At 72.9% G+C, this 20,977-nt stretch carries 21 protein-coding genes and 1 pseudogene; 11 read left to right on the forward strand and 11 right to left on the reverse strand.

Features of this window, described 5'->3' with window-relative positions:
* Positions 1-99 precede the first annotated feature (99 nt).
* The 5 genes and pseudogenes from BIV25_RS31295 to BIV25_RS31315 all read right to left on the reverse strand — a co-directional run bounded on the left by BIV25_RS31295 (position 100) and on the right by BIV25_RS31315 (position 3,536).
* Positions 100-804, reverse strand: a complete 705-nt coding sequence (locus BIV25_RS31295; protein ID WP_071375838.1) for a class F sortase — start codon at positions 802-804, stop codon at positions 100-102.
* A complete protein-coding gene (locus BIV25_RS31300; RefSeq protein ID WP_071375839.1) occupies positions 791-1,480 on the reverse strand; it encodes a hypothetical protein in 690 nt (229 codons plus the stop codon). Before BIV25_RS31300 ends, BIV25_RS31295 begins: the two co-directional genes overlap by 14 nt.
* Before the next feature lie 403 nt (positions 1,481-1,883).
* Positions 1,884-2,099, reverse strand: a pseudogene (locus BIV25_RS51465) (citrate:proton symporter); the annotation flags it as partial.
* A 152-nt stretch (positions 2,100-2,251) separates the two neighbouring features.
* Positions 2,252-2,869: a TetR/AcrR family transcriptional regulator gene (locus BIV25_RS31310; RefSeq protein ID WP_071375841.1), complete on the reverse strand. Its 618-nt coding sequence runs from the start codon at positions 2,867-2,869 to the stop codon at positions 2,252-2,254.
* 64 nt (positions 2,870-2,933) lie between these two features.
* Positions 2,934-3,536, reverse strand: a complete 603-nt coding sequence (locus tag BIV25_RS31315) for a hypothetical protein (RefSeq protein ID WP_071375842.1) — start codon at positions 3,534-3,536, stop codon at positions 2,934-2,936.
* A 162-nt stretch (positions 3,537-3,698) separates the two neighbouring features.
* Here BIV25_RS31315 and hmgA point away from each other — a divergent pair, with 162 nt between their 5' ends.
* The 3 genes from hmgA to BIV25_RS31330 are packed head-to-tail and all read left to right on the forward strand — an operon-like array spanning position 3,699 to position 6,985.
* On the forward strand, positions 3,699-5,009 hold the full coding sequence (gene hmgA / locus BIV25_RS31320) for a homogentisate 1,2-dioxygenase (protein WP_071375843.1): 1,311 nt from the start codon (positions 3,699-3,701) through the stop codon (positions 5,007-5,009).
* A gap of 45 nt (positions 5,010-5,054) precedes the next feature.
* Complete coding sequence (locus BIV25_RS31325) at positions 5,055-5,804, forward strand: GntR family transcriptional regulator (protein WP_071375844.1); 750 nt, start codon at positions 5,055-5,057, stop codon at positions 5,802-5,804.
* Positions 5,805-5,830: 26 nt separating this feature from the next.
* Positions 5,831-6,985, forward strand: a complete 1,155-nt coding sequence (locus BIV25_RS31330) for a type ISP restriction/modification enzyme (protein ID WP_177235479.1) — start codon at positions 5,831-5,833, stop codon at positions 6,983-6,985.
* 103 nt (positions 6,986-7,088) lie between these two features.
* Here BIV25_RS31330 and BIV25_RS31335 read toward each other — a convergent pair whose 3' ends face one another.
* Positions 7,089-7,430 (reverse strand): nucleotidyltransferase domain-containing protein, encoded by a 342-nt coding sequence (locus tag BIV25_RS31335; protein WP_071375845.1) that lies wholly within the window; start codon positions 7,428-7,430, stop codon positions 7,089-7,091.
* The gene (locus BIV25_RS31340) at positions 7,427-8,149 is read right to left on the reverse strand and encodes a TetR/AcrR family transcriptional regulator (protein ID WP_071375846.1); all 723 of its coding nucleotides are present in this window, start codon (positions 8,147-8,149) and stop codon (positions 7,427-7,429) included. Before BIV25_RS31340 ends, BIV25_RS31335 begins: the two co-directional genes overlap by 4 nt.
* Before the next feature lie 63 nt (positions 8,150-8,212).
* Between BIV25_RS31340 and BIV25_RS31345 the strand changes: the two genes are divergently transcribed.
* From BIV25_RS31345 to BIV25_RS31355, 3 genes are read left to right on the forward strand one after another with little or no spacing between them, the layout of a single operon-like run.
* On the forward strand, positions 8,213-9,181 hold the full coding sequence (locus BIV25_RS31345) for an ATP-binding cassette domain-containing protein (protein WP_071375847.1): 969 nt from the start codon (positions 8,213-8,215) through the stop codon (positions 9,179-9,181).
* The gene (locus BIV25_RS31350) at positions 9,178-9,957 is read left to right on the forward strand and encodes an ABC transporter permease (protein ID WP_071375848.1); all 780 of its coding nucleotides are present in this window, start codon (positions 9,178-9,180) and stop codon (positions 9,955-9,957) included. The genes BIV25_RS31345 and BIV25_RS31350 overlap by 4 nt, the downstream gene beginning before the upstream one ends.
* 46 nt (positions 9,958-10,003) lie before the next feature.
* On the forward strand, positions 10,004-11,209 hold the full coding sequence (locus BIV25_RS31355) for a CaiB/BaiF CoA-transferase family protein (protein ID WP_256256323.1): 1,206 nt from the start codon (positions 10,004-10,006) through the stop codon (positions 11,207-11,209).
* 73 nt (positions 11,210-11,282) lie between these two features.
* Here the strand turns inward: BIV25_RS31355 and BIV25_RS31360 are convergent, their stop codons facing one another.
* The 3 genes from BIV25_RS31360 to BIV25_RS31370 form a co-directional block, all read right to left on the reverse strand.
* Positions 11,283-11,564, reverse strand: coding sequence for a hypothetical protein (locus BIV25_RS31360; RefSeq protein WP_071375850.1), 282 nt, complete (start codon positions 11,562-11,564; stop codon positions 11,283-11,285).
* 126 nt (positions 11,565-11,690) lie between these two features.
* Positions 11,691-12,533 (reverse strand): anti-sigma factor domain-containing protein, encoded by an 843-nt coding sequence (locus BIV25_RS31365; RefSeq protein WP_071375851.1) that lies wholly within the window; start codon positions 12,531-12,533, stop codon positions 11,691-11,693.
* On the reverse strand, positions 12,530-13,072 hold the full coding sequence (locus BIV25_RS31370) for a sigma-70 family RNA polymerase sigma factor (RefSeq protein ID WP_071375919.1): 543 nt from the start codon (positions 13,070-13,072) through the stop codon (positions 12,530-12,532). Before BIV25_RS31370 ends, BIV25_RS31365 begins: the two co-directional genes overlap by 4 nt.
* A 218-nt stretch (positions 13,073-13,290) precedes the next feature.
* Here BIV25_RS31370 and BIV25_RS31375 point away from each other — a divergent pair, with 218 nt between their 5' ends.
* The 4 genes from BIV25_RS31375 to BIV25_RS31390 are packed head-to-tail and all read left to right on the forward strand — an operon-like array spanning position 13,291 to position 19,437.
* Entirely contained in the window at positions 13,291-14,829 is a 1,539-nt protein-coding gene (locus BIV25_RS31375; RefSeq protein WP_071375852.1) for a DUF4331 domain-containing protein, read from the forward strand.
* On the forward strand, positions 14,799-16,283 hold the full coding sequence (locus BIV25_RS31380; RefSeq protein WP_371273084.1) for a tetratricopeptide repeat protein: 1,485 nt from the start codon (positions 14,799-14,801) through the stop codon (positions 16,281-16,283). The genes BIV25_RS31375 and BIV25_RS31380 overlap by 31 nt, the downstream gene beginning before the upstream one ends.
* Complete coding sequence (locus BIV25_RS31385; protein ID WP_071375853.1) at positions 16,280-17,758, forward strand: nickel transporter; 1,479 nt, start codon at positions 16,280-16,282, stop codon at positions 17,756-17,758. The genes BIV25_RS31380 and BIV25_RS31385 overlap by 4 nt, the downstream gene beginning before the upstream one ends.
* A gap of 44 nt (positions 17,759-17,802) precedes the next feature.
* Positions 17,803-19,437: a serine/threonine-protein kinase gene (locus BIV25_RS31390; RefSeq protein ID WP_071375854.1), complete on the forward strand. Its 1,635-nt coding sequence runs from the start codon at positions 17,803-17,805 to the stop codon at positions 19,435-19,437.
* Positions 19,438-19,496: 59 nt separating this feature from the next.
* Here the strand turns inward: BIV25_RS31390 and BIV25_RS31395 are convergent, their stop codons facing one another.
* Entirely contained in the window at positions 19,497-20,300 is an 804-nt protein-coding gene (locus BIV25_RS31395; RefSeq protein ID WP_071375855.1) for an SGNH/GDSL hydrolase family protein, read from the reverse strand.
* 364 nt (positions 20,301-20,664) lie between these two features.
* On the opposite strand from BIV25_RS31395, the gene BIV25_RS31400 reads away from it, so the two are divergent.
* Positions 20,665-20,976, forward strand: coding sequence for a hypothetical protein (locus BIV25_RS31400; RefSeq protein ID WP_256256325.1), 312 nt, complete (start codon positions 20,665-20,667; stop codon positions 20,974-20,976).
* Position 20,977: the final 1 nt, after the last annotated feature.

The raw sequence follows: 20,977 nt of genomic DNA on the forward strand, positions 1-20,977 counted from the left end.
GGGCGACGGGGGTGTTGTCCGTATGGCGGACGCCTCGCGTCCGGGCGGACGGCCGCTCGCCGGGCCGGCCGCCTGCCGCCGGCTGCCTGCTGTCGTGGTTCAGCTGGTCGCCGTCGTCGTGTCCGGTTCGCGTACGGCGGTGAGGTGGGCGAAGACGACCACGTTGCTGGTGTAACCCGTCCGCCGGCTGTAGTAGCCGCCGCATGTCAGCACGCGGAGCTCCGGTCGCAGAGCCGGGGCGTAGACCTCCTTGTCCGGGAAGCCCGTCTTGTCGTAGACCTTCATGCGGTCCACCGTGTAGACGGCGGTGCGGCCGTCGGCCCGCTCGACCTCGATGGGTTTGCAGGGTTCGACCTGGGCGAGCCCGGCGAAGACAGCCGGGCCGGTCGACGTGTCCCGGTGCCCGACGGCGATCGCGGTACCGGTCTCCCCCGGTGTGGGGCCGCCCTCGTACCAGCCGACCAGCTTGGGTCTGTCCATGGGCGGGGTCTCCAACTCCCCCGCCCGGTCGAGCCGGAGTCCCGTGATCTGGCCGTCGATGCCCAGCGAGGGGATGCGGAAGGCCGTCGGCCGGGACCGTGACAGCGGGACGGGCGGGGGTCCGGGAGGCGCTTCGCAGGTGCGCGCGCCGGCCGCGCCCGCTCCATGGGCGGCCGTCATGCCGCCGGCCCGGCCAGGCCCGGTGTACCCGCCCGCGCACCGGCGCCCCGCCGCCACCAGGACGGTCACCAGGAGGGCCGTCCTGGCGAGGCGGTAGGCACGGGTCCGGTGCCAGGGCCTGCGTCGGCGGCTACGCGGCGCCATGAGAACGCCGGCGGCTGCGGCGGAGATACAGCACACCGCCGACCGCGCTCAGCCCCACGGCACCCGCGGCGGCCACCGGCGAGTACGCCGCGGCCGTGTCGATGAGACCGCCCCCGCCCGCGTGCACACCGCCCCGCGGCGGGTCGTGGCGGTCTCTCCCGTCCCAGCCCGCACCGTCCTGCTCATGGTGGTCCCGGTGGTCCTCGATCTGTCCGTTCGCACCGTGCTCGTCGTGGTCGTGCTCGTCGTCGTGCCTGCCGTCGTGGCAGTTGACACGGAAGAGCTTCTCCTTCACGGCGCCCGCCGCGACCCAGGTGAGCTTGTACTGCCCGTCCGTCAGGCCGATCGCGTCGGTGTGTCCGGCGCCGGCGGCGAGCTGGATGACCCCGGTGAGGGTGGCGGCACTGGGCAGCGGGGGCTGTGCCTGGATGATGTAGGGGATATTGGGCAGGATGTCGAAGTTGACGGCATCGAGGTAGAACTTGCAGACCGTCGGCTCGTCCTTCGTCACACCGTAGGGCACGCCCACGCTGTGCACCCTGATGTCGCCGTTCTCCCCCTGGGCAGCCGCATGCGGTGCCGCCACCCACGACACACCCACCGCGGCGAGGGCAGCGATGACGACAGTGGTGCCCGCGCGGGGGCCGAGAACACGTGGTGAGGTCTGAGTGGGCATGCACGTTCCTCCGAGTCAGATGATTTTCATACAAATCCATCTTTCGTCTGGACTCTGCGCGATGGCCGCCTCCTCCCACGGCACCGACGTCCGACGCGCCGTCAGAGATCGCTCGTGCGGCGCAATCCCGTACGCCTCCCCCGTACCCCCGTCACCCGTCCGGCCCCCTCGGACCGCCCCGGCGAGCGCACCGCCCCCAGCATCGTGAACGGCGCCGCCGCACCGGTGACCCCGGCGACCGGACCGGCGGCGGCCGGGGCGGCGACCACGTCCACACCGGCAGCGGCAGGGCGATGCCGGCGCACAGCACCGCCGCCAGGAAGCAGGTCACGGTGAGCAGCGCGGGCCGGCCCAGCAGTGCACCGGCGACCGGGAGGCAGGCGGTGAGGACGTCCATGGCGGACAGCAGGCCCACGGCCAGGGCCGGGACCATCGGTACGAAGACGTCGCTCGCGTCGGCCTTCAGCGCCGTCGCGGCGCGGGATGTCGGGCCGCCCCACGGCAGCCTGTTCATCACCCCGTTGGCCATCGCGGCCACGCCGGTCAGCACGACCAGGGACATCTTCAGGCGCTTGTAGAGCGGGCACATCGCCGAGACGGTGGTCATGAAGGTGGTGGAGCACGATCGGGTCGAGGAGGCCGACGTCGGTCATTTCACCTAGGTGGGCACCCTTGCCGACGACCACGCAGAAGGAAGGAAGCGATCACGGCGAAGCCGAAAATGGTCGGCATGAGTGCAATATTCCAGGTCACAGCCTTGCGGCGGCTGGATCAGTCCAGCACGCGGCTCAGGTACGCCCGCAGCAGCGCGCGGGTCTCGGCGATGATCGACTCGTCGCCCTGTGGGTCCGTGCGGAAGGCCAGCTGGACGAGGGCGTCCGCGCTCTCCACGGCGACCAGGAAGACCCGGCGCAGTTCGTCGTCCGGGGCGCGGCCGACGTAGCCGGAGAGCAACTGGATGAGCCGGTCGGCGACCCGGGTGTTGGGCTCGGCCCGGCGAACGCCGACCGGTATCTGGTTGCCGAAGTCGACCAGCGAGAAGCCGGGCGCGGTGCGCTTCATGGCGAGGTACTCGTCGAGGACGGCGTCCATCGCGGCCCGCCAGTCTCCCGCACGGGTCCGCTTCAGCCGCTCGGTGACGCGCTCGGTGTAGCGCTCCAGGTTGCGCTGGGCGAGGGCGTCGGCCATCTGCCGCTTGTTGCCGAAGAAGCGGTAGACGGAACCGATGGGCACCCCGGCGCGCTGCGCGACCGCGCGGGTGCTCAGGTCGTCGTAGCCGACCTCGTCGAGGAGTTCGGCACAGGCGTCGAGGATCCTGGTCAGCCGTTCGGCACTGCGCCGTTGGACGGGCGCGCGGCGGAGCGATGTCGCATGGGGCACGGGCCTCATGATGCCTCTCCGCCCCGGGTCCGGTGAACCTCGCCCTCCCTGCGGACGACGACGGGTGATCCACTCATCGCACCGGGGCGCCGCCCATCGTCGGCGCGGACGACGCCTTTCGCCCGGACCGCGCCGAGCCGGGCGACGAGGTCGGCGCGGGGCTCTGCGCGGGCTCCGGGTCCGACACGGTGATGTCGGCGGTGCTCTGGACCGGCTTGCCGTGCACGGCCCACACGGTGCCGTCGTCGGCGTACAGGCGGGCGGTGAGGTGATGGGTGCCGCGCGGGACGAGCCGGCCGGGCAGGTGGTAGCCGTACGAGCGCAGCCGGGCGGTCTCGTGGCCGTCGACGAAGAGATAGGCGAGCCCGTGTCCGGTGACCGCCGCGCGTCCGGCGCCGGGCGCGGAGCAGTGGAAGCGGCGGAAGGTCAGGCGCACGTCCCAGCCGTCGTGCGGGTCGGGCGTGACCTCGACGTCGACCGCGGGAGCGTTCTTCGTGCCGACCTCGCGCAGATGGCGCCCCGCCCCGTCGGTGTCGTCCAGGACCTTGCCGACCGGCGCGGGCGACGGTGCGCCGCTCCGGGCGTGACCGCCCGTGCAGTCCGCCGCGCCGAGCGGCAGCAGGACGCACGCCGCGAGTGCGGTGAGGGTTCTGCGGGTCCACGGCGTCCTGGGCATGGTCGCGAGAGTAGAACAGCATTCCGGTCTCTCGGATCCGTCTGAAGTCTGGTTCCAGCCGGTCTCCGTGGTCCCTCGGACGGAGTGGGCGAGATCCTCTTGCGTCCGCCCTCACTCATTCCTACGGTGTTGCATAGGAATCAGGAGCGCAAGGGAGCGAACATGAGCGGGGAAGCGCGGAAGACCGCGGCGGGACTGTCGTACCTGACCGGGTTCGGCAACGAACACGCCTCCGAGGCGGTGCCGGGCGCCCTGCCCGAGGGCCGCAACTCGCCGCAGCGCGCGCCGCTCGGCCTGTACGCGGAGCAGCTGAGCGGTTCGGCGTTCACCGAGCCCCGGGCGCACAACCGCCGCTCCTGGCTGTACCGCATCCGCCCGTCGGCCGCGCACCCCGTGTTCACCCGCACCGACAACGGCGCGCTGCGCACCGCGCCCTTCACCGAGTCCGTGCCCGACCCCAACCGGCTGCGCTGGAACCCGCTGCCCGAGCCGCCCGTCGGCACCGACTTCCTGGCCGGCCTGTGGACGCTCGGCGGCAACGGCGACGCGGCCCAGCGCACCGGCATGGCCGTGCACCTGTACCACGCCAACTCCTCGATGGAGCGCGTCTTCTCGGACGCTGACGGCGAGCTGCTGATCGTCCCCGAGCGCGGTGGGCTGCTGCTGCACACGGAGTTCGGGCGGCTGCAGGTGGAGCCCGCACACGTGGCGCTGGTCCCGCGCGGGGTGCGGTTCCGGGTGGAGCTGCTGGACGAGTCCGCGCGCGGCTACGTCTGCGAGAACTACGGGGCGCCGTTCCGCCTCCCCGACCTGGGTCCGATCGGCGCCAACGGCCTCGCCAACGCACGGGACTTCAGGGCTCCGGTGGCCGCGTACGAGGAGGCGGCGGGCCCGGTGGAGGTGGTGAACAAGTTCTGCGGCAACCTCTGGGCCGCGACGTACGACCACTCCCCGCTCGACGTGGTCGCCTGGCACGGCAACCACGTGCCCTACGTCTACGACCTGCGCCGGTTCAACGTCATCGGCAGCATCTCCTACGACCACCCGGACCCGTCCGTCTTCACGGTCCTGACCTCCCCGTCGGACACCCCGGGCCTGGCCGGTGTCGACTTCGTCGTCTTCGCGCCGCGCTGGCTGGTGGGCGAGGACACGTTCCGGCCGCCGTACTTCCACCGGAACGTGATGAGCGAGTACATGGGCCTGATCGAGGGCGCCTACGACGCGAAGGCGGAAGGCTTCGTGCCGGGCGGCGGCTCGCTGCACAACATGATGTCGGCGCACGGCCCGGACCGGGAGACGTTCGACCGGGCGAGCACGGCCGAGCTGACGCCGCAGAAGATCGACGACGGTCTGGCGTTCATGTTCGAGACCCGCTGGCCGGTGACCCTCACCCCGCACGCGGCGGGCGCCGACCACCTCCAGCCGTGCTACGACGACGTGTGGCGGGGGCTGGAGCCCCACTTCCGGGCGTGACACCTGTGTTGCGCCTGATGTTCATCGACAGGTACGGATAATCATGTGACCTCCTTCGCCCCGGACTCGATCGTCCTGAACCGCAAGCTGCCGCTCTGGTACCAGGTGTCGCAGTCGCTGCGCGCGTCGATACTCGGCCGCTCGGCCGAGGCCCCGCTGCGGCTGCCCACCGAGGAACAACTGGCGGAGCACTACGGGGTGAGCGTGCTGACCATGCGGCAGGCGCTGAAGGAGCTGGAGGACGAGGGGCTGATCAGCCGGCACCGGCGGCGCGGCACGTTCATCGAGCCGGACGTCCACCGGGGCGCCCCGGTACGGCTGCTCGGCTCGGTGGACGCGATCGTGGCCCAGCAGTCCGGTATGACGACCGAGCTGCTGGACCACGGCAGCGCGCCCGTGCCGACGCCGCTGGCCGAGTACTTCCCGGACCTCGACGAGGTCGCGACGTACCACCGGCTGCGCAGCGACGAGAGGACCGGCGAGCCGACGAACCACGCCGTCAACCACATCCGCCCCGAACTGGCCGCGCACGTCGACCTGGAGGACCTGATCCGCTGGCCGATGACGAAGGTGCTGCGGGACGTGGCCGGGGCGGACATCAGCCGCATCACGGACACGGTGGAGGCCAGGCTCGCCGACCCGGAGACCGCCCGTCTCCTCCAGGTCCCGCTGCTCAGCCCGATCCTGCACTACACGGGCGTGACGTACGACACCGAGGGCCGGGTGCTGGACGTGGCGGTGATCCACTACCGGGGGGACCGGTTCTCGTTCACGGTGACCTTGGAGGCGACCTGAACCGGTCCGCGCGGCGAGCCCGTAGCATGCCCTGCGTGCCGTACGACGACGCTCCGCCGCTGGCGGACCTCATGCCGTGGTCCGTCGCACCGCTGCGGCCCGGGCGCGCCTGGCCCACGGCGCCCGATCCGGACTCCCTGACGGCCCGCTGGGACGCGCTGCTGACGGCCGAAGGGCAAGGCCGGCTGGCCCTGTTCGAGCCGAGCCGCGCCCGCACCCTCGACTCGGCGGTGGGCCAGCTGCCCGGGCAGTCGACCGGCACGGAGCGGCTGGCCCGCGCCGAGGGCCCCTGCGCGCAGCCGGTACGGGTGCTGGCGGCCCCCTTCGACGAACAGTGGCTGATCCCGGACCACCGGCTGCTCGACGCGGCTCGCCCGGAGTTGTGGCGCGTGGCGGACGCCCACCAGGTGTTCACGGCGGAGACGGCCGACCCCGGCCTCCCGCTGCTGGCCACGTCGCTCCTGCCCACCCTGCGCGGCACCCGGATCCGCCCCCTCTACCGCCGCCCCGGCGGCACGGAACCCAATCTGGCGCCGGGCCTGCTGGACCTTCTGGCGGACCGCCTCGGCAGCCGCCCCACGACGGCGGACCTGCTGGCCTGGATCCTGGCGGCGGTCCGCCCGGACCTCACCGTCCCGCTCACCGGGGACGCCGAAGTCTGGGACCGAGGTGTCGCGTTGGGCCGCCGCACCCTGTGGCTGATGCGCCGCGACGGCGACCGCCCCAAGCTGCCGGGCGGCCGCCGCCCCTACGTCCGCGCACCCCTGCCGCCCCGCCCCCTCACCGTGCACTACGACGCCGAGGAGGAGACCCTGCACCTGGACGACGGCCGCGTCTCCCCCGTCCCGCCGCAGGCCTGGGACTTCGAGGTGGCGGGGGTCCGGGTCCTGGAGTCCTGGTTCACGGCCCGTACGGCCCCGGCCGCCGCCGGCGGCCTGGCGGCGATCCACCCGGCGGTCTGGCCGCAGAGCTGGACGTCGGAGCTGCTGGAACTCATCACGGTCCTGGCCCTGCTGGCGGAACTGCGGCCGGGGCGGGGCGAGTTGGCGACGGCCTCGCCCATCACCACCGCCGATCTGCGCGCGGCCGGCGTCCTTCCCCCACCGCCAGCGTCCCGCCGCCCCGCCTCCGTCCTGGACCACCACGAGGAGGGCCCGGAGGGCCAGTTCGCCCTGATCTAGCTGTTCTGTCCGGTGAGGTTGCGGATGGGTGAGCCGGGTGTCCGCTGAGAGATCTGGAACAGGTGAAGGCCTTCCGGTTCGGTGTGGATTGCGGCGTCCACCCCTAAGAGCAAGGACCCTCGCGCCCCACCCTGAGACACCTCGCCGCGTCCCGGTCGACGAAGGTGAAGCTGCTGTCCAGCGTGTCCCGGACGAAGTCCAGCTGGAGGTCGGGGGGCGGGCCGGGCACCGGGGTGTACCCGAGCCCGCGCAGCAGCTCCGCGAGGCGCACGGCGTCCCGTGTCCACGCGAACCGGTCGATGTCCCCGTGCTCCCGGGTGACCTCGCCGAGGAAGAAGTCCACGGCCCAGCCGCCGCGCAGCCGGAGCGGGATGCCCTGGCGGCGGGACGCCGCCGGGGTCTGTGCGATGAGGGCGAGCTGACGCCCGGCGCGTTCCCCGTTCACCGGTCTCCGCCGCCCGGCGTGAAGCCGTCGAGGAGCCGCCCGAGCGTCCGCTCGAAGACCTCCTCCAGATCCACCGGCCCCACGTCCTCACCGAACGCCTCCGCCATCCTCGGAAACGCACCGGAGGCCAGCTGCCGCCCCAGATACGCACCGCGCACCCCGTTCTCCTCGGCCTCCGACCACGGCAGCGCACGTACCCGCTCGGCGGTGTCGAGTTCGTTGCGGACGTACGTCGTCACCACGCCGTTGATCATCGCGACGAGCTCCAGCTTCGTGCCGTAGCGCGCCTCCAAGGGGTTCAGGCAGGCCAGGCAGTGCTCCAGATAGCGCAGGGCGTGCGGGCTGAAGCCGTAGACGGGGGACATCAGGCGCGGCATCCAGGGGTGCCGGCGCATCAGTGCGCGCGTCTCGTGCGCCACCCTCATCAGGTCGGCCCGCCAGTCGCCGCTCGGCTCCCACAGGACGTGCTCCGCGCTGGCCGTGTCCATCATCAGCTCGTACAGGTCCTCCTTGCGGGGCACGTAGTTGTAGAGCGACATGGTGCCGCAGCCCAACTCTGCCGCGACGTGCCGCATCGACACCGCGTCGAGCCCCTGCGCGTCGGCGATCCGGACGGCGGCGGCCGCGATGTCGTCGCGGGTGTACGCCGGTTTCGGACCTCGCCCGGTGCGCTCGGGGCGCGCCCAGATCACCTCGGGGACGGCCCCTCGGACTGCCATCGGTCATCACCTCGGCCACCATCCTAGTTACGTACGTCGTACGCAGTGCGCTATGGTCAACGCATGACGACTACGTACGCTGTACTTAGTGAAGGTCTGGAGAAACGCTTCGGCGCCGTCCACGTCCTGCGCGGACTGGATCTGGCCGTCGCCGAGGGCACCGTCTGCGGACTGCTCGGGCCGAACGGCGCCGGGAAGACGACCGCCGTACGGCTGCTGACGACGCTGCTGCGACCGGACGGCGGATCCGCGCGGGTCGCCGGGCACGACCTCGTGCGCGAGCCCGCCGCCGTACGGAGCCGGATCTCGGTCACGGGGCAGTACGCCTCGGTCGACGGCGACCTCACCGGCCGGGAGAACCTACGGCTGTTCGGCCGGCTGCACCGGGTGCGCGGACCGGCCGCCCGGGCCGGGGAACTGCTGGAACGCTTCGGGCTCACCGAGGCCGCCGACCGCAAGGCCTCGGCCTACTCGGGCGGCATGCGGCGCCGCCTGGACCTCGCGGCGAGCCTCATCCGCCGCCCGGACGTGCTCTTCCTGGACGAGCCCACCACCGGGCTCGACCCGGCCAGCCGTCGCCACGTCCATCAGGCCGTACGCGAGCTGCGGGCGGACGGTACGACGGTGCTGCTGACCACGCAGTACCTGGAGGAGGCGGACCAACTCGCCGACGACATCGCCCTGATGGACCGGGGCCGGGTCGCGCACATTGGCTCTCCCGCCGGACTCAAGGCGCTCATCGGGTCGTACGCCGAGGCCGTGGTCGCGGATCCGGACGCGCTCCCGAAGGCCGCCGCCGTGCTCGACCGACTCACCGGCAGAGAGCCGGTGTTGGATCATGTGAACAGCACCGTCGGTGCAGCCACCACCGACCCGACGCTGACCCTGCCCCGTCTGGTGCGCGAACTCGACGCGGCGGGCGTGCCGTTGCTCGACGCGAGCCTGCGCCCGCCCACCCTCGACGACGTCTTCCTGCGGCTCACCGGCCGGTCCGGGGCCGCGTCCGCCGAACGCAAGGAGCCGGTGGCATGAGCGCGTTGGCCCACGACGGCCTGGCGATGACGGGCCGGCAGCTGCGCCGGGTCCGCAACAGTCCGGGCCTGGCGGTCCTGACCCAGATGATGCCGATCAACATGCTGTTGTTCTTCGGCTACGTCTTCGGCAGCGCGCTGGCGATGCCCGGCCGCGAGTACCGCTCCTTCCTGGTGCCCGGACTGCTGGTCGCGACCGCCGCCGGCGGCCTGATGAACGGCATGTTCCAGGCCGCCGCGGACACTCACCGCGGGGTGACGGACCGGTTCCGGACGATGCCGGTGAGCCGGGCCGCCGTACCCCTCGGGCAGGCTGTGGCGGACCTCGTGGTCACGACGCTCGGCACGATTCCGCTGCTGCTGGTGGGGCTCGCGGTGGGCTGGCGGGTCGAGGGCGGCGCGCTCGACGCCGTGGGCGCCGTCGGGCTGCTGCTGCTCTTCCGGTTCGCCTGCACCTGCGTCGGGATCCACCTCGGGCTGCTCACCCGCAGCGAGGAAGCGGCCGGGCAGCTCGGCGCCTCCTCCTTCGTGCTGCCGCTGCTGTCCGACGCCTACATCCCGACGGACAACCTGCCGGCCTGGCTGCGCGCGATCGCCGAGTGGAACCCGATCAGCGCCGTGACGACCGCCCTGCGCGATCTGTTCGGCAACGCGCCCGTCCCGCGCGGCGCCGCCTGGCCCGTGGCGCATCCGGTCGCCGGGTCGCTCGCCTGGAGCCTCGCGCTCGTCGCGGTGTTCCTGCCGCCGGCGGTGCGCCGGTACAGCCGCGGCGGGTGACCCCGCGCTACTGACAAAGCGACCGCTCAAAGGCATGATCCACCCCATGGATCAGCCCCTGGATCAGCCCCTGCCCCTGGAGGGCATCACCGTCGTCGCCGTCGAACAGGCCGTGTCCGCGCCCTTCGCGACCCGGCAGCTCGCCGACCTGGGCGCCCGGGTCATCAAGGTGGAGCGGATCGACGGCGGCGACTTCGCGCGCGGCTACGACACGGCGGCCCGCGGTCTCGCCTCGCACTTCGTGTGGTGCAACCGCGGCAAGGAGTCCATCGCCCTGGACCTGAAGGACCCGCGCGGCCTGGCCGTCGTACGGCGGCTGGTCGCGGACGCGGACGTGTTCGTGCAGAACCTCGCGCACGGGGCGGCGGCCCGGCTCGGTCTCGACGCGGCCACCCTGTGCGCCGCGCACCCACGGCTGATCGCCGTCGACATCTCGGGCTACGGGGGCTCGGGACCGTACGCGGACAAGCGGGCCTACGACATGCTGGTGCAGTGCGAGGCCGGGCTCGTGTCGGTGACCGGGACTCCGGAGCGGCCGGTGAAGGCGGGGATCCCGGCGGCGGACATCGCGGCGGCCATGTACGCGTTCTCCGGCGTGCTGGCGGCCCTCGTCCGGCGCGGCACGACCGGGCGGGGCGGGCCGGTGGAGGTGTCCATGCTGGAGGCGCTCGCGGAGTGGCTGGGGCATCCGCTGCACCATGCGATGCACGGGGGCGAACCCCCGGCGCGCACCGGGCTCGCGCACGCCGTGATCGCGCCGTACGACGCCTATCCGACGGCGGGCGGCGGGCGGGTGCTGTTGTCCGTGCAGAACGACCGGGAGTGGCGGCGGCTGGCCGAACAGGTCATCGGGCGCCCGGAACTGGGGACCGACCCTACGTACGCGACGAACGCCGCACGGGTCGCACACCGGGAGGAGACGGACGAGCTGGTGGCGGGGGCGCTCGGCGCGCTGGACGCCGACGATGCGATGCAGCGCCTGGTGAAGGCGGGGATCGCCTGTGCGCGACTGCGGGATGTGCACGAGCTGGCGGCGCATCCGCAGCTCGCGGCCCGGGGGCGGTGGCGTCAGGTGGGTTCGCCGGTGGGGCCGTTGAAGGCGCTGTTGCCTCCCATCACGCTGCCGGGCGGGGACGAGGCACGGATGGGTGATGTGCCCGCGCTCGGGCAGCACACCGGGGCGCTGCTGCGTGCCGTGGGGATGACGGACGACGAGATCGCAGCGATGCGCCGGGACGGTGTGGCGGCCTGAGCGCGGGCACCCCGGATGGAGTCCAGGGGGCCGCCCGCTCGGTCAGCGGTGGCTCACCGCCCGCTCGGCTCGTTCAGTGCCCGCGTCCGTGGCCGCCGAAGAGCGAGCGGCGCAGCCGGCGCAGCGGCGCGAACAGGGAGACGCGGCTGACCCGCTTGCCCCGGTCGCTGCGCTGGTGCGCGGTGTCACGCGCCGTCAGTTCGAGCATCAGCGAGGTCGCCTCGATCGTCTTCTGCTGCGGTATGGCGGGACCCGCCAGTACCGAGAGATGGCGGTCCAGTCGCGAACTGGTCGCACTGCTCCCGCAGGTGATCGCAGGGACCCTGGCCCTGCTGCGCACTGTTATCTGATCCATGTCACTCCCCACCCGTACGAGTCCACCCGGCCCGGGCAGGGTAACCCTATCGCCCCAGGGCGGCACGCGTGTATCTCGGCCACAGGATTCACCTTCCCCGCAAGGAGGTTGACCATCCCTCGATGACTACTCTCCGAATCCGACCGATTTCAGGGTGAGTTGGACAATGGGCTGGCCGGTGGGCTGCACTGAGCCGCCGTCAGGCTCGACGGTTACGGCGAGTGACGTCGAGGAGGTTTCGAGCCCCTTGGCGATCAGAGGCGTGTCGCCCGCGAAGAGCCCGAGGGAGCGCGGTTGTGCATGGGGGCGCATCTGCCAGAGCTGGTGGACGCGGCCGCCGGGCGGAGTGCCGTATCCGCTGAGGGTGACGACGGCCTCCCGCTCCGAGGCGGAAGCGATCACTCCGATACCCCGGCCCCGATCGTCCTTGCTGCTCGTGACGCGGGCGTCGGGAGCGGCCAGAACGTGGGCGATCTCACGTGCCCGCACCTGTGCGGCGTCGAGCCGGTCCTGTGCGCGATGCGCCTGGACCCCGAAGAGCGAGGCGACGACGAGGGCCGCCGCCGCGGTCGCCGTGGCGAGCGGCGCGAACAGGGGGCGCGTGCGGGACGTACGGGTGCGTCCCGGCGGCGGCTGGGTGCCCCAGACGTGCGGCGGCAGCCGGCGTGCGCGCTCCGCGCCCGGCACCGGGGCGCCCGGCACCACGGCGGCCGGTGCCGGGTCCTGCGGTGTCGCACGTACGGCGGCCAGCACCCGGTCCCGCAGGCCGGCCGGCGCCGGAGCCGCCGTGGACCAGGCGAGCCGCACCGCGTCCTCGGCCAGCGCCCGGGTCTCGGCGCCGCAGTGCTCGCAGTCCCGCAGATGCTTCTCGAACCGGCGCCGCTCGCCGGGTTCGAGGGCGTCGAGCGCGTACGGGGCCGCGAGGGAGTGCGGATCGCCGTGGCGCAGCAGCCTGCCGAGGATGCTCATGCGGCGCCTCCCAGGCACTGGCGCAGCCGGGTGAGTCCGTCGCGCATCCGCGTCTTGACCGTGCCGAGCGGCAGCGAGAGCCGCTCGGCGACCTCACGGTAGGTGTAGCCGTCGTAGTAGGCGAGGGTCACCGACTGGCGCTGGAGGTCCGTGAGCCGCCTCAGACAGCGGCGCACCCACTCCCGCTCCAGCCCCGCCTCGACCTCCTCGGCGACCTGGTCGAACGCCGGTTCCCCGGCGCGCTGCGCCTCCCGCTGCTCGCGTTCGCCGGCCGCGCGGGCGCTGCGCACCCGGTCGACGGCGCGGCGGTGGGCGAGGGTGAGGATCCAGGACAGCGCGCTGCCCCGGCCCGGGTCGAACCGGGCGGCGGACCGCCAGGTCTCCAACAGCACCTCCTGAGCCACCTCCTCGGACTGCGCGGGGTCGCGCACCACCCGCCGGACGAGCCCGTACACCGGGCCGGACACCAGGGCGTACAGGTCCTCGAACGCCCGGTGATCCCCGCCGGCGACGAGCACGAGCAGCTCGTCCGCCTGTATGCGGGCCCCCTCGCCGTGGCCGCAGCCGGCCCCTCCCCGTGCTCCACGCATCCGCACGAACGCCCACCTCCCGCCGGTGATACGGATCAGCGGGCCGAAAACGCGGGTCGGGAGCCGCCCAAAACTTTTTCTCCGTCAGGCCAATCCGGCCGCCCGCCCGGCTCCGAATGGGCGTCCGTCAAGGGCAAGTCGGCACCGAGGACGGACGGACAGACGGCATGACACCTCTTGTTTCCAGGCGCGGCCGGGGTCGCGCGGGCCTGGTCACGCTCCTGTGCGGCGCGCTGGCGGCCGGCGGGCTCACCGCCGCGGGCGTCGCCGCGCTGGCACCCGCGACGGCCTCCGCCTCTTCCCACCGGGAGGCCCCGCTGATCTCGGGGACCCCGCAGTACGACAACACCGACGTGTACGCGTTCGTCAGCCCGGACAAGCCCGACACGACGACGGTCGTGGCGAACTGGATCCCGTTCGAGGAGCCGGCGGGCGGGCCGAACTTCTACACGTTCGCCGACGACGCCCAGTACGACCTGCACATCGACAACAACGGTGACGCGCACGACGATCTGGTCTTCCGCTACACCTTCAGGACCCACACGAAGAACGGCAGGACGTTCCTCTACAACACCGGTGTCGTGAAGAGCCTCGACGACCCGAACCTCAACATCACGCAGACCTACGACATCGAGCTGCTGCGGCTCAAGCACGACCGGGTGGTGTACCGGACCAAGCTCGCGAACGACGTGCCGGTGGCCCCCTCCAACGTCGGCAAGGCGTCCATGCCGGACTACGCCAAGCTGCGCTCACAGGCCGTCTACAAGACTGCCGGCGGCGGCACGACCTTCGCCGGACAGGCGGACGACCCGTTCTTCGCCGACCTGCGCGTCTTCGACCTGCTGTACGGCGGCAACCTCAGCGAGGTCGGCAACGACACCCTCAAGGGCTACAACGTGAACACCATCGCGCTTCAGGTGCCCACCGCCCTGATCCGCGAGTCGGCGGGCCAGCCGGTGGTCGGCATCTGGTCCACCACGCAGCGCCGTAACGCCCAGGGCTACTACAGCCAGGTCTCCCGCCTGGGCAACCCGCTGGTGAACGAGGTGGTGAACCCGCAGCGGGACAAGGACCGGTTCAACGCCTCCCAGCCGGCCTACGACGCCCAGTTCCTGAACAACGTCACCCACCCCGAGCTGCCGAAGCTCGTCGAGTCGATCTACAAGATCAAGGCGCCGAGCGAGCCGCGCAACGACCTCGTCGACGTGTTCCTGAAGGGCGTCAAGGGACTCAACCAGCCGCCGGACGTGCGGCCTTCGGAGGAGCTGCGCCTGAACACGTCGATCAAGCCGAGCGCGCACCCCAAGCGGCTCGGCGTCCTGGACGGCGACAACGCGGGCTTCCCGAACGGGCGTCGGCTCGGCGACGACGTGGTGGACGAGGCGTTGCAGGTCATGGAGGGCGCGCTGGTCGGCCAGAAGACCGGTCTGAGCGACGGGGTCGACGCGAACGACCAGACCTTCGAGAAGTCCTTCCCGTACGTCGCCGAGCCCACCTCCGGCTCGCGCGGCCCGCTCGCCAAGGGCACGAGCGCGGGCACGGACGTCCGCAGCCAGTTGGGCGACGCGCTGCAGCCGGCGGGCTCCTCCGCGGGCTCCGGCGACACGATGCTGATCGCCGCCTCGGCGGCGTCGGGCGCGGCCGGGATCCTGCTGCTCGGCACCGCCTTCGCCTGGTGGCGCCGCCGCGTGCAGCGGCCGTACTGACGCCGTCCCCACTCCAGACCGGCGCGGCCCGTATCCCCCCACGGCGGGCCGCGCCTCCCACCCCGTCGACGCAGCAGAGGAGAGGCGGAGAGGCCATGGGCCCGCGCGCGAAGAACAAGAACGACGCCGCCGTACGGCGGTGGCGGACCCTGCAACTTGGGGGCGCAGCCGCGCTGTTGGCGGTGGCCCTGACGAGTGGTGCGGTGGCCGCCGGCGTCGGCCGGGCGCCCGCTGCCGCGCCGGCCGCATCGCGTGCCGTGGACCCCGGGGTCCTCGGCACCGGGAACCTGGACGCGAGCATCGCCTCGCTCCAGGCGCATCTGCGCACCCAGCCGAAGGACGCCGGGAGTTGGGCCACGCTGGGACTCGCCTATGTCGAGCAGGCGCGGACCAAGGGTGACCCGTCGCGGTATCCGCAGGCGGACCAGGTGCTGCGGCGGTCCCTGGCGCTGGCGCCGGACAGTGACCAGGCCCTGGCCGGACGTGCCGCGCTCGCCGCCGCGCGGCACGACTTCACGGACGCGCTGACCTACGCGGACCGGGCGCTGCGGCAGAACCCGTACAGCGAACGCGCGTTGTGCTCCCGGATCGACGCCCTGGTGGAGCTCGGCCGGTACGACGAGGCGGCGCGCGCGGCCGACACCGCCGACGCGCGCAGGCCGGGCGTGCCGGTCTTCACGCGGTACGCGTACGTGCACGAGCTGCGCGGGGACGTGGCGACCGCACGCCGGGTCCTCCAGCAGGCGCTGTCCTCCGCCACCTCGCCCGGCGACATCGCCTACGTGGCCACCCAGCTCGGCCAACTCGCCTGGAACCAGGGAGAGTACGCGGCCGCGCTCAGCGAGTACGCGCGCGCACTCGCCGCCGACGACACCTACCTTCCCGCGCTGGAGGGCCGGGCCCGGGCGCAGGCCGCGAGCGGGGACCGGGCCGCCGCGATCACGGGCATGGAGTCGGTGGTGTCCCGGTATCCGCTGCCCGCTCCGCTCGTCGAACTGGGCGAGCTGTACGAGGCGCGCGGCGCGGCCGGGGACCGGGCGAGGGCGCGGCAGCAGTACGCCCTCGTGGACACCTGGGTCGCGCTGGCCCGCGCGAACGGCGTAGACGCGGACCTCGACACCGCGCTGGCCGCCGCCGACCACGGCGACAAGGCGGCCGCCCTGCGTGCCGCCCGCGCCGAGTGGGCCCGCCGGCACACCGTGCACACGGCCGACGCGCTGGCCTGGGCGCTGCATGTCAACGGCCGGGACGGAGAGGCCCTCCCCTACGCCCGTCGGGCCACCGCCACCGGCTACCACAACGCCGTCTTCCTCTACCACCGCGGCATGATCGAGCTGGCCAGCGGCAACCGGGCGGCCGGCCGCAGCTCCCTGGCCGCGGCCCTGAAGCTGAACCCCGGCTTCTCCCCGGTGGGCGCGGCCGCGGCCCGCACGGCCCTGGAGGCCGCGAAGTGAGACTGCGGCTGCCGTTCGTCCTCGCCGCCGTGTGCGCGCTCGTGTTCCTGCCGGCCGCCGGAGCGAGCGCGCATCCGCTCGGCAACTTCACCGTCAACCGGTACGACGGACTCGTCCCGGCGCCGGGGCAGCTCCGGGTCGAGCACGTCGAGGACCTGGCCGAGATACCGGCGACCCAGGCGAAGCCCGACATCGCGCGGCTGGGGACGGCACGGTGGGCCCGGCAGCGCTGCGAGCGGGACGCCCGGGGCAGCGAGGTGACCGTGGCCGGGCGCCGGGTCCCCCTCACCGTGCGAGACAGCCGGGCCACACCGCGGCCCGGCCAGGCGGGGCTCGACACCCTGCGCGTGCAGTGCCGTTGGACCGCCCCGCTTCCGCGCGCCGGGTCGCTCGCCCTCGGCTTCCGCGCCGATGCGAACTGGTCCGGGCCCGGCTGGCGGGAGATCACCGCGCGCGGCGACCGGACGACGCTCACCGGCTCGGACGTGCCGAAGACGTCCGTCTCGCACGAACTGACCACGTATCCCAAGGACTTGCTGTCGTCCCCGGCCGACGTCTCCACCGCGTCGCTGCGGGTGCGCCCCGGCGGTCCCGCCCTCGCCGCGCAGCGGCCCGACGCCCCGGCCGCCTCCGTACTGCCCCGGGGCGCCGACCGCTGGACGCAGGCTCTCGACGGCCTGGTGGCCCGCCATGACCTCACCGTCGGCTTCGCCGCCGCCGCACTGCTCGTCGCGGTCGTCCTCGGCGCCCTGCACGCCCTCGCACCGGGGCACGGCAAGACCCTGATGGCGGCCACCGCGGCGGCGCGCGGCGGCCGGGCCGGGCTCAGGGACGTGCTGCCGCTGGCAGCGTCGGTCACCGTCACCCACACCCTCGGCGTCGTCGCCCTGGGCCTGCTCGTCACCGCCGGGTCCGCCGCCACGCCCTCGGTGATCGCCTGGCTGGGCCTGGCGAGCGGGGCCCTGGTCCTGGCGGCGGGCGTGAACCTCGTACGACGGGCACTGCGGAACCGGGCACACGGACACGATCACGCCCACGGACACGATCACGGGCACGATCACGGGCACGGACACCGCGAGCACTCCCACACCCACACCCACGGTGGCCACACTCACTCCCACCCCACCGCGCCCACGCTGCGCGGCACGGTCCTGCTCGGCTTCGCCGGGGGGCTCGTGCCCAGCCCTTCGGCCGTGGTCGTGCTCGTCGGCGCCGCCGCACTCGGCAAGGCCTGGTTCGGGCTGCTGCTCGTCGTCGCCTACGGCGCCGGGCTGGCGCTGACGCTCACGGCGGCCGGGGTCGCCGTGGTCCGGCTGGGCTCGGGGGCGTCCCGGGTGCTCGGACGGCGCCCGCGCTGGGCCGCGCACCCCGTGGCCGCGCTGGTGCGCCGGAGCCTGCCGCTCGTCTCCGCGCTCACCGTCCTGGCCCTGGGCGCCGGATTGGTGCTCAAGGGGGCCGCAACAGCCCTCGGTTGAGCTACGTTTGTGGAGAAATCACGCGACATGCCTGGGGGGCGCCCGTGTCCGAAGATCCGGGCCGCGACCGTGTGATCGCGGGCCGTTACCGTCTGCTGTCCCCGCTGGGCGAGGGTGGCATGGGCACCGTGTGGCGGGCCCGGGACGACGTGCTGCACCGGGAGGTGGCCGTCAAGGAGGTGCGCGCCCCGGCCGGGCTGCCCGCCTCCGACGTCGAGCGGATGTACGCCCGCCTGGAGCGGGAGGCGTGGGCCGCGGCCCGGGTCGCGAACCGCAACGTGGTCACGGTGTACGACGTGGCGATGGAGGGCGGCCGCCCCTGGATCGTGATGGAGCTGGTGCGCGGGCTGTCGCTCGCCGACCGGCTGGAGGCGCAGGGCCCGCTGCCGCCGCGGGAGGCCGCGCACATCGGTGCCGAGGTGCTCTCCGCGCTGCGCGCCGCGCACGCGGCCGGGGTGCTGCACCGGGACGTGAAGCCGGCCAACGTCCTGCTCGCGAACGACGGCAGGGTGGTGCTGACCGACTTCGGGATCGCCTCGGTCGAGGGCAGCTCGGCGATCACCATGACCGGCGAGGTCGTCGGCTCGCCCGAATTCCTGGCTCCGGAGCGGGCGCTCGGCCGCACCCCGGGCCCCGAGTCGGATCTGTGGTCGCTGGGCGTGCTGCTGTACGCGGCCGTCGAGGGCGTCTCCCCGTTCCGGTACGACACCCCGCTGAACACCCTGCGGGCCGTGGTGGACGAGGAGTTGCCGCCGCCGTTGCGGGCGGGTCCGCTCGCGCCGGTGATCGCGGGGCTGCTGCGCAAGGACCCGGCCGGGCGGCTGGGCGCCGAGCGGGCGGAGCGGGAACTGCGGCTCGTCGCGGCCGGGGGTGCCCCCGCCGGAGGAGGGGCACCCCACCCGGAGCCGCCACCGGATCCGTCCGCGTACGCCCGGACGGTCGTGACCCGGGAGCCCTGGTCGCGGCAGGAGTCCCGGTTGCCCCAACCGCCGCCTGTCTCAACGCAGTTACCGCCCGACGAGCCGGAACCCGGGCGCCGTCGCGGGGGGGTGGTCGCACTGGTGGCGGGGCTGCTCGTGATCGTGGTCGCGCTGGCGGGGCTGGCGTACGCCCTGCTCAACCGCGACAACGGCGGTCACGGGAGCGACGGCGCGAGCGGCACGGGCGGTCCCCTGGTGAGCGCCAGCGCCCAGGCGCCCACGCACAGCGGCACGGAGGCGGCCACGGGCACACCGTCGGCGCCGCGCAGCAGCGCCTCGTCGTCGGCCCCGCCCGCCCAGTCCGTGCAGGTCACGCTGGTCGGCGTGCACACGGCGTACTCCGGCCCCTGTCCGCCGCCGAGCGGTCAGGCGCCCGCGTTCACGGCGACGTTCACGGTGGGGCGGGTGCCGGCGCAGGTGGAGTACCGGTGGGTGCTCGCGCACGGCTCGGTCGCGGATCCCGGCTGGCAGACTCTGTCGTTCGGGGCCGGTGACGGGACGAGCCGGCAGCTGCGGGTGACCCTGACGACGTACTCCCCGAGCGGTTCGGCCGACAACGCGGTCAGCGTCGAGGTTCGGGCCCCGGTGCGGGTCGCGTCGAACGCGGTGCCGTTCTCGGTGAGCTGCGCGCCGGGGACGGAGACCCCGTCGGGCGGGGCCTCCGCTTCCGCTTCGCACTCGTCCGGAACATCATCCTGACGAGTGAGCCGGTACGGGTGACATGTTGACGGACGGGTCACCCGTACCGCGTACGGCCGTTACGCGTTGCTGGCGAACACCGGCAGATAGCCGCCGGAGTGGCCGGCCGCGGTGGGGTGGTACGACTCGGTGATGTCGAGCCAGTTCACACTGTGCAGCCACGAGTCGCTGGAGCAGATCTCGTGGCTGGAGAAGGCGGAGCGGATGTCGGCGAAGACGAAGCCGTGCGCCGCGGCACGCGCCTGGATGGCGGTGTCCATGTAGTCGGCCGCGCCGTTGATCGCGGAGCGCTTGGTGTCGGACAGGCCGAGGCAGGTCTGGCCGAGCAGGTAGAAGCGGGGGTAGCTGAGCACGACCACCTTGGCGTTCGGGGCCTTGGCGCGGATCTGGTCGTAGACGTTGTCGAGCTTGCCGGGGAGCGTGGAGTCGACGTACGCCTTGGCGGTGTTGATGCGGCTGATGCAGCTGCTGTCGGACTGGAGCACACAGGTCGTCATGACGTCGGAGAACCCGGCGTCGTTGCCGCCGATGGTGATGGAGACCAGCGAGGTGCCGGAGTTCAGCGAGCCGAGCTGGTTGCTGAGGACGTCGTCCGTGGTGGCGCCGGAGCAGGCGTTGAAGGCGAAGGACGACGGGGAGTGGGCCGCGTTCCACAGGTACGGGTACGCGTTGGTGCTGCGGTCGCAGCTGCCGCTGGAGCTGATGTAGCTGCCCGCTCCCACTCCGGAGGAGTAGGAGTCACCGAGCGCCACATAGCCGCCGGTTGCCGCTGTCGAGGCCTGGGCGGCCGCGGCTCCGCCGAGTCCGAGGCCGGCGGCGAGGAGGAGCGAGGTCACGAATCCGGTAAGTCTGAAACGACTCATGGTGCCTCCCTATAGCAGGATCTCTGCCTACAACTGTGGTAACTCCTACGCGCGTTGATCAGAAGTGTTCATGCCAAGAACTTTTGAAGCCTGAACAAGATCGGCCGAAGAAGTTCACCGCACGACACTTGCGCGCGCATGCCAATCCTGTTGACCGGGAGTCAACTCGGCCCCCGGACCGCGTCTTGACGCCCCGCCCCGGCCTGCGCCACATTGAAGCCCGACATCCCGCGCGTCGGGGTCAAATCGGGGGGCACAGTCGCCAATGCAGACCTTACGCATCAAGTCACGTTCATCGGACGGCGCCACCGAGGACCCCGCAGGGGGACGGCCAGGACCGGGGAGGGACCTGTCGCCGCTGCTCATGGGGGCCGCGACCGCCGTCGCGGCGGTCGGCGCGCTGCTCGCCCTGACCGACTCCGGCTCACCGCTGCGCGGTCCGTGCACGCTGTTCTTCCTGCTCGCCGCGCCGGCCGCGGCCGGCGCGGCGGCACTGCGCGGGCTGGATCCGTACGCCCGGACGCTCGCCGCCCTTGCGGGCTCGGTCGTCCTCAACATGCTGGTGGCCCAGGGCATGCTGGCCGTGCACCGCTGGTCCGTCCACGGCGGAGTGATCGCCGTGACCGCACTGAGCCTGCTGCTGCTCCTGTGGGTTCTGCTACGTAAAAGTGAGTAAC

The sequence above is a fragment of the Streptomyces sp. MUSC 14 genome (assembly GCF_001866675.1).
Taxonomy (GTDB): Bacteria; Actinomycetota; Actinomycetes; order Streptomycetales; family Streptomycetaceae; genus Streptomyces.

Bases quoted from the DNA above. Each gene is read 5' to 3' on its own strand.
- BIV25_RS31295 (WP_071375838.1), bottom strand. From the start codon at position 804: ATGGCGCCGCGTAGCCGCCGACGCAGGCCCTGGCACCGGACCCGTGCC.
- BIV25_RS31300 (WP_071375839.1), bottom strand. From the start codon at position 1,480: ATGCCCACTCAGACCTCACCACGTGTTCTCGGCCCCCGCGCGGGCACC.
- BIV25_RS31310 (WP_071375841.1), bottom strand. From the start codon at position 2,869: ATGAGGCCCGTGCCCCATGCGACATCGCTCCGCCGCGCGCCCGTCCAA.
- BIV25_RS31315 (WP_071375842.1), bottom strand. From the start codon at position 3,536: ATGCCCAGGACGCCGTGGACCCGCAGAACCCTCACCGCACTCGCGGCG.
- hmgA (WP_071375843.1), top strand. From the start codon at position 3,699: ATGAGCGGGGAAGCGCGGAAGACCGCGGCGGGACTGTCGTACCTGACC.
- BIV25_RS31330 (WP_177235479.1), top strand. From the start codon at position 5,831: ATGCCCTGCGTGCCGTACGACGACGCTCCGCCGCTGGCGGACCTCATG.
- BIV25_RS31340 (WP_071375846.1), bottom strand. From the start codon at position 8,149: ATGGCAGTCCGAGGGGCCGTCCCCGAGGTGATCTGGGCGCGCCCCGAG.
- BIV25_RS31345 (WP_071375847.1), top strand. From the start codon at position 8,213: ATGACGACTACGTACGCTGTACTTAGTGAAGGTCTGGAGAAACGCTTC.
- BIV25_RS31350 (WP_071375848.1), top strand. From the start codon at position 9,178: ATGAGCGCGTTGGCCCACGACGGCCTGGCGATGACGGGCCGGCAGCTG.
- BIV25_RS31355 (WP_256256323.1), top strand. From the start codon at position 10,004: ATGGATCAGCCCCTGGATCAGCCCCTGCCCCTGGAGGGCATCACCGTC.
- BIV25_RS31360 (WP_071375850.1), bottom strand. From the start codon at position 11,564: ATGGATCAGATAACAGTGCGCAGCAGGGCCAGGGTCCCTGCGATCACC.
- BIV25_RS31365 (WP_071375851.1), bottom strand. From the start codon at position 12,533: ATGAGCATCCTCGGCAGGCTGCTGCGCCACGGCGATCCGCACTCCCTC.
- BIV25_RS31375 (WP_071375852.1), top strand. From the start codon at position 13,291: ATGACACCTCTTGTTTCCAGGCGCGGCCGGGGTCGCGCGGGCCTGGTC.
- BIV25_RS31395 (WP_071375855.1), bottom strand. From the start codon at position 20,300: ATGAGTCGTTTCAGACTTACCGGATTCGTGACCTCGCTCCTCCTCGCC.
- BIV25_RS31400 (WP_256256325.1), top strand. From the start codon at position 20,665: ATGGGGGCCGCGACCGCCGTCGCGGCGGTCGGCGCGCTGCTCGCCCTG.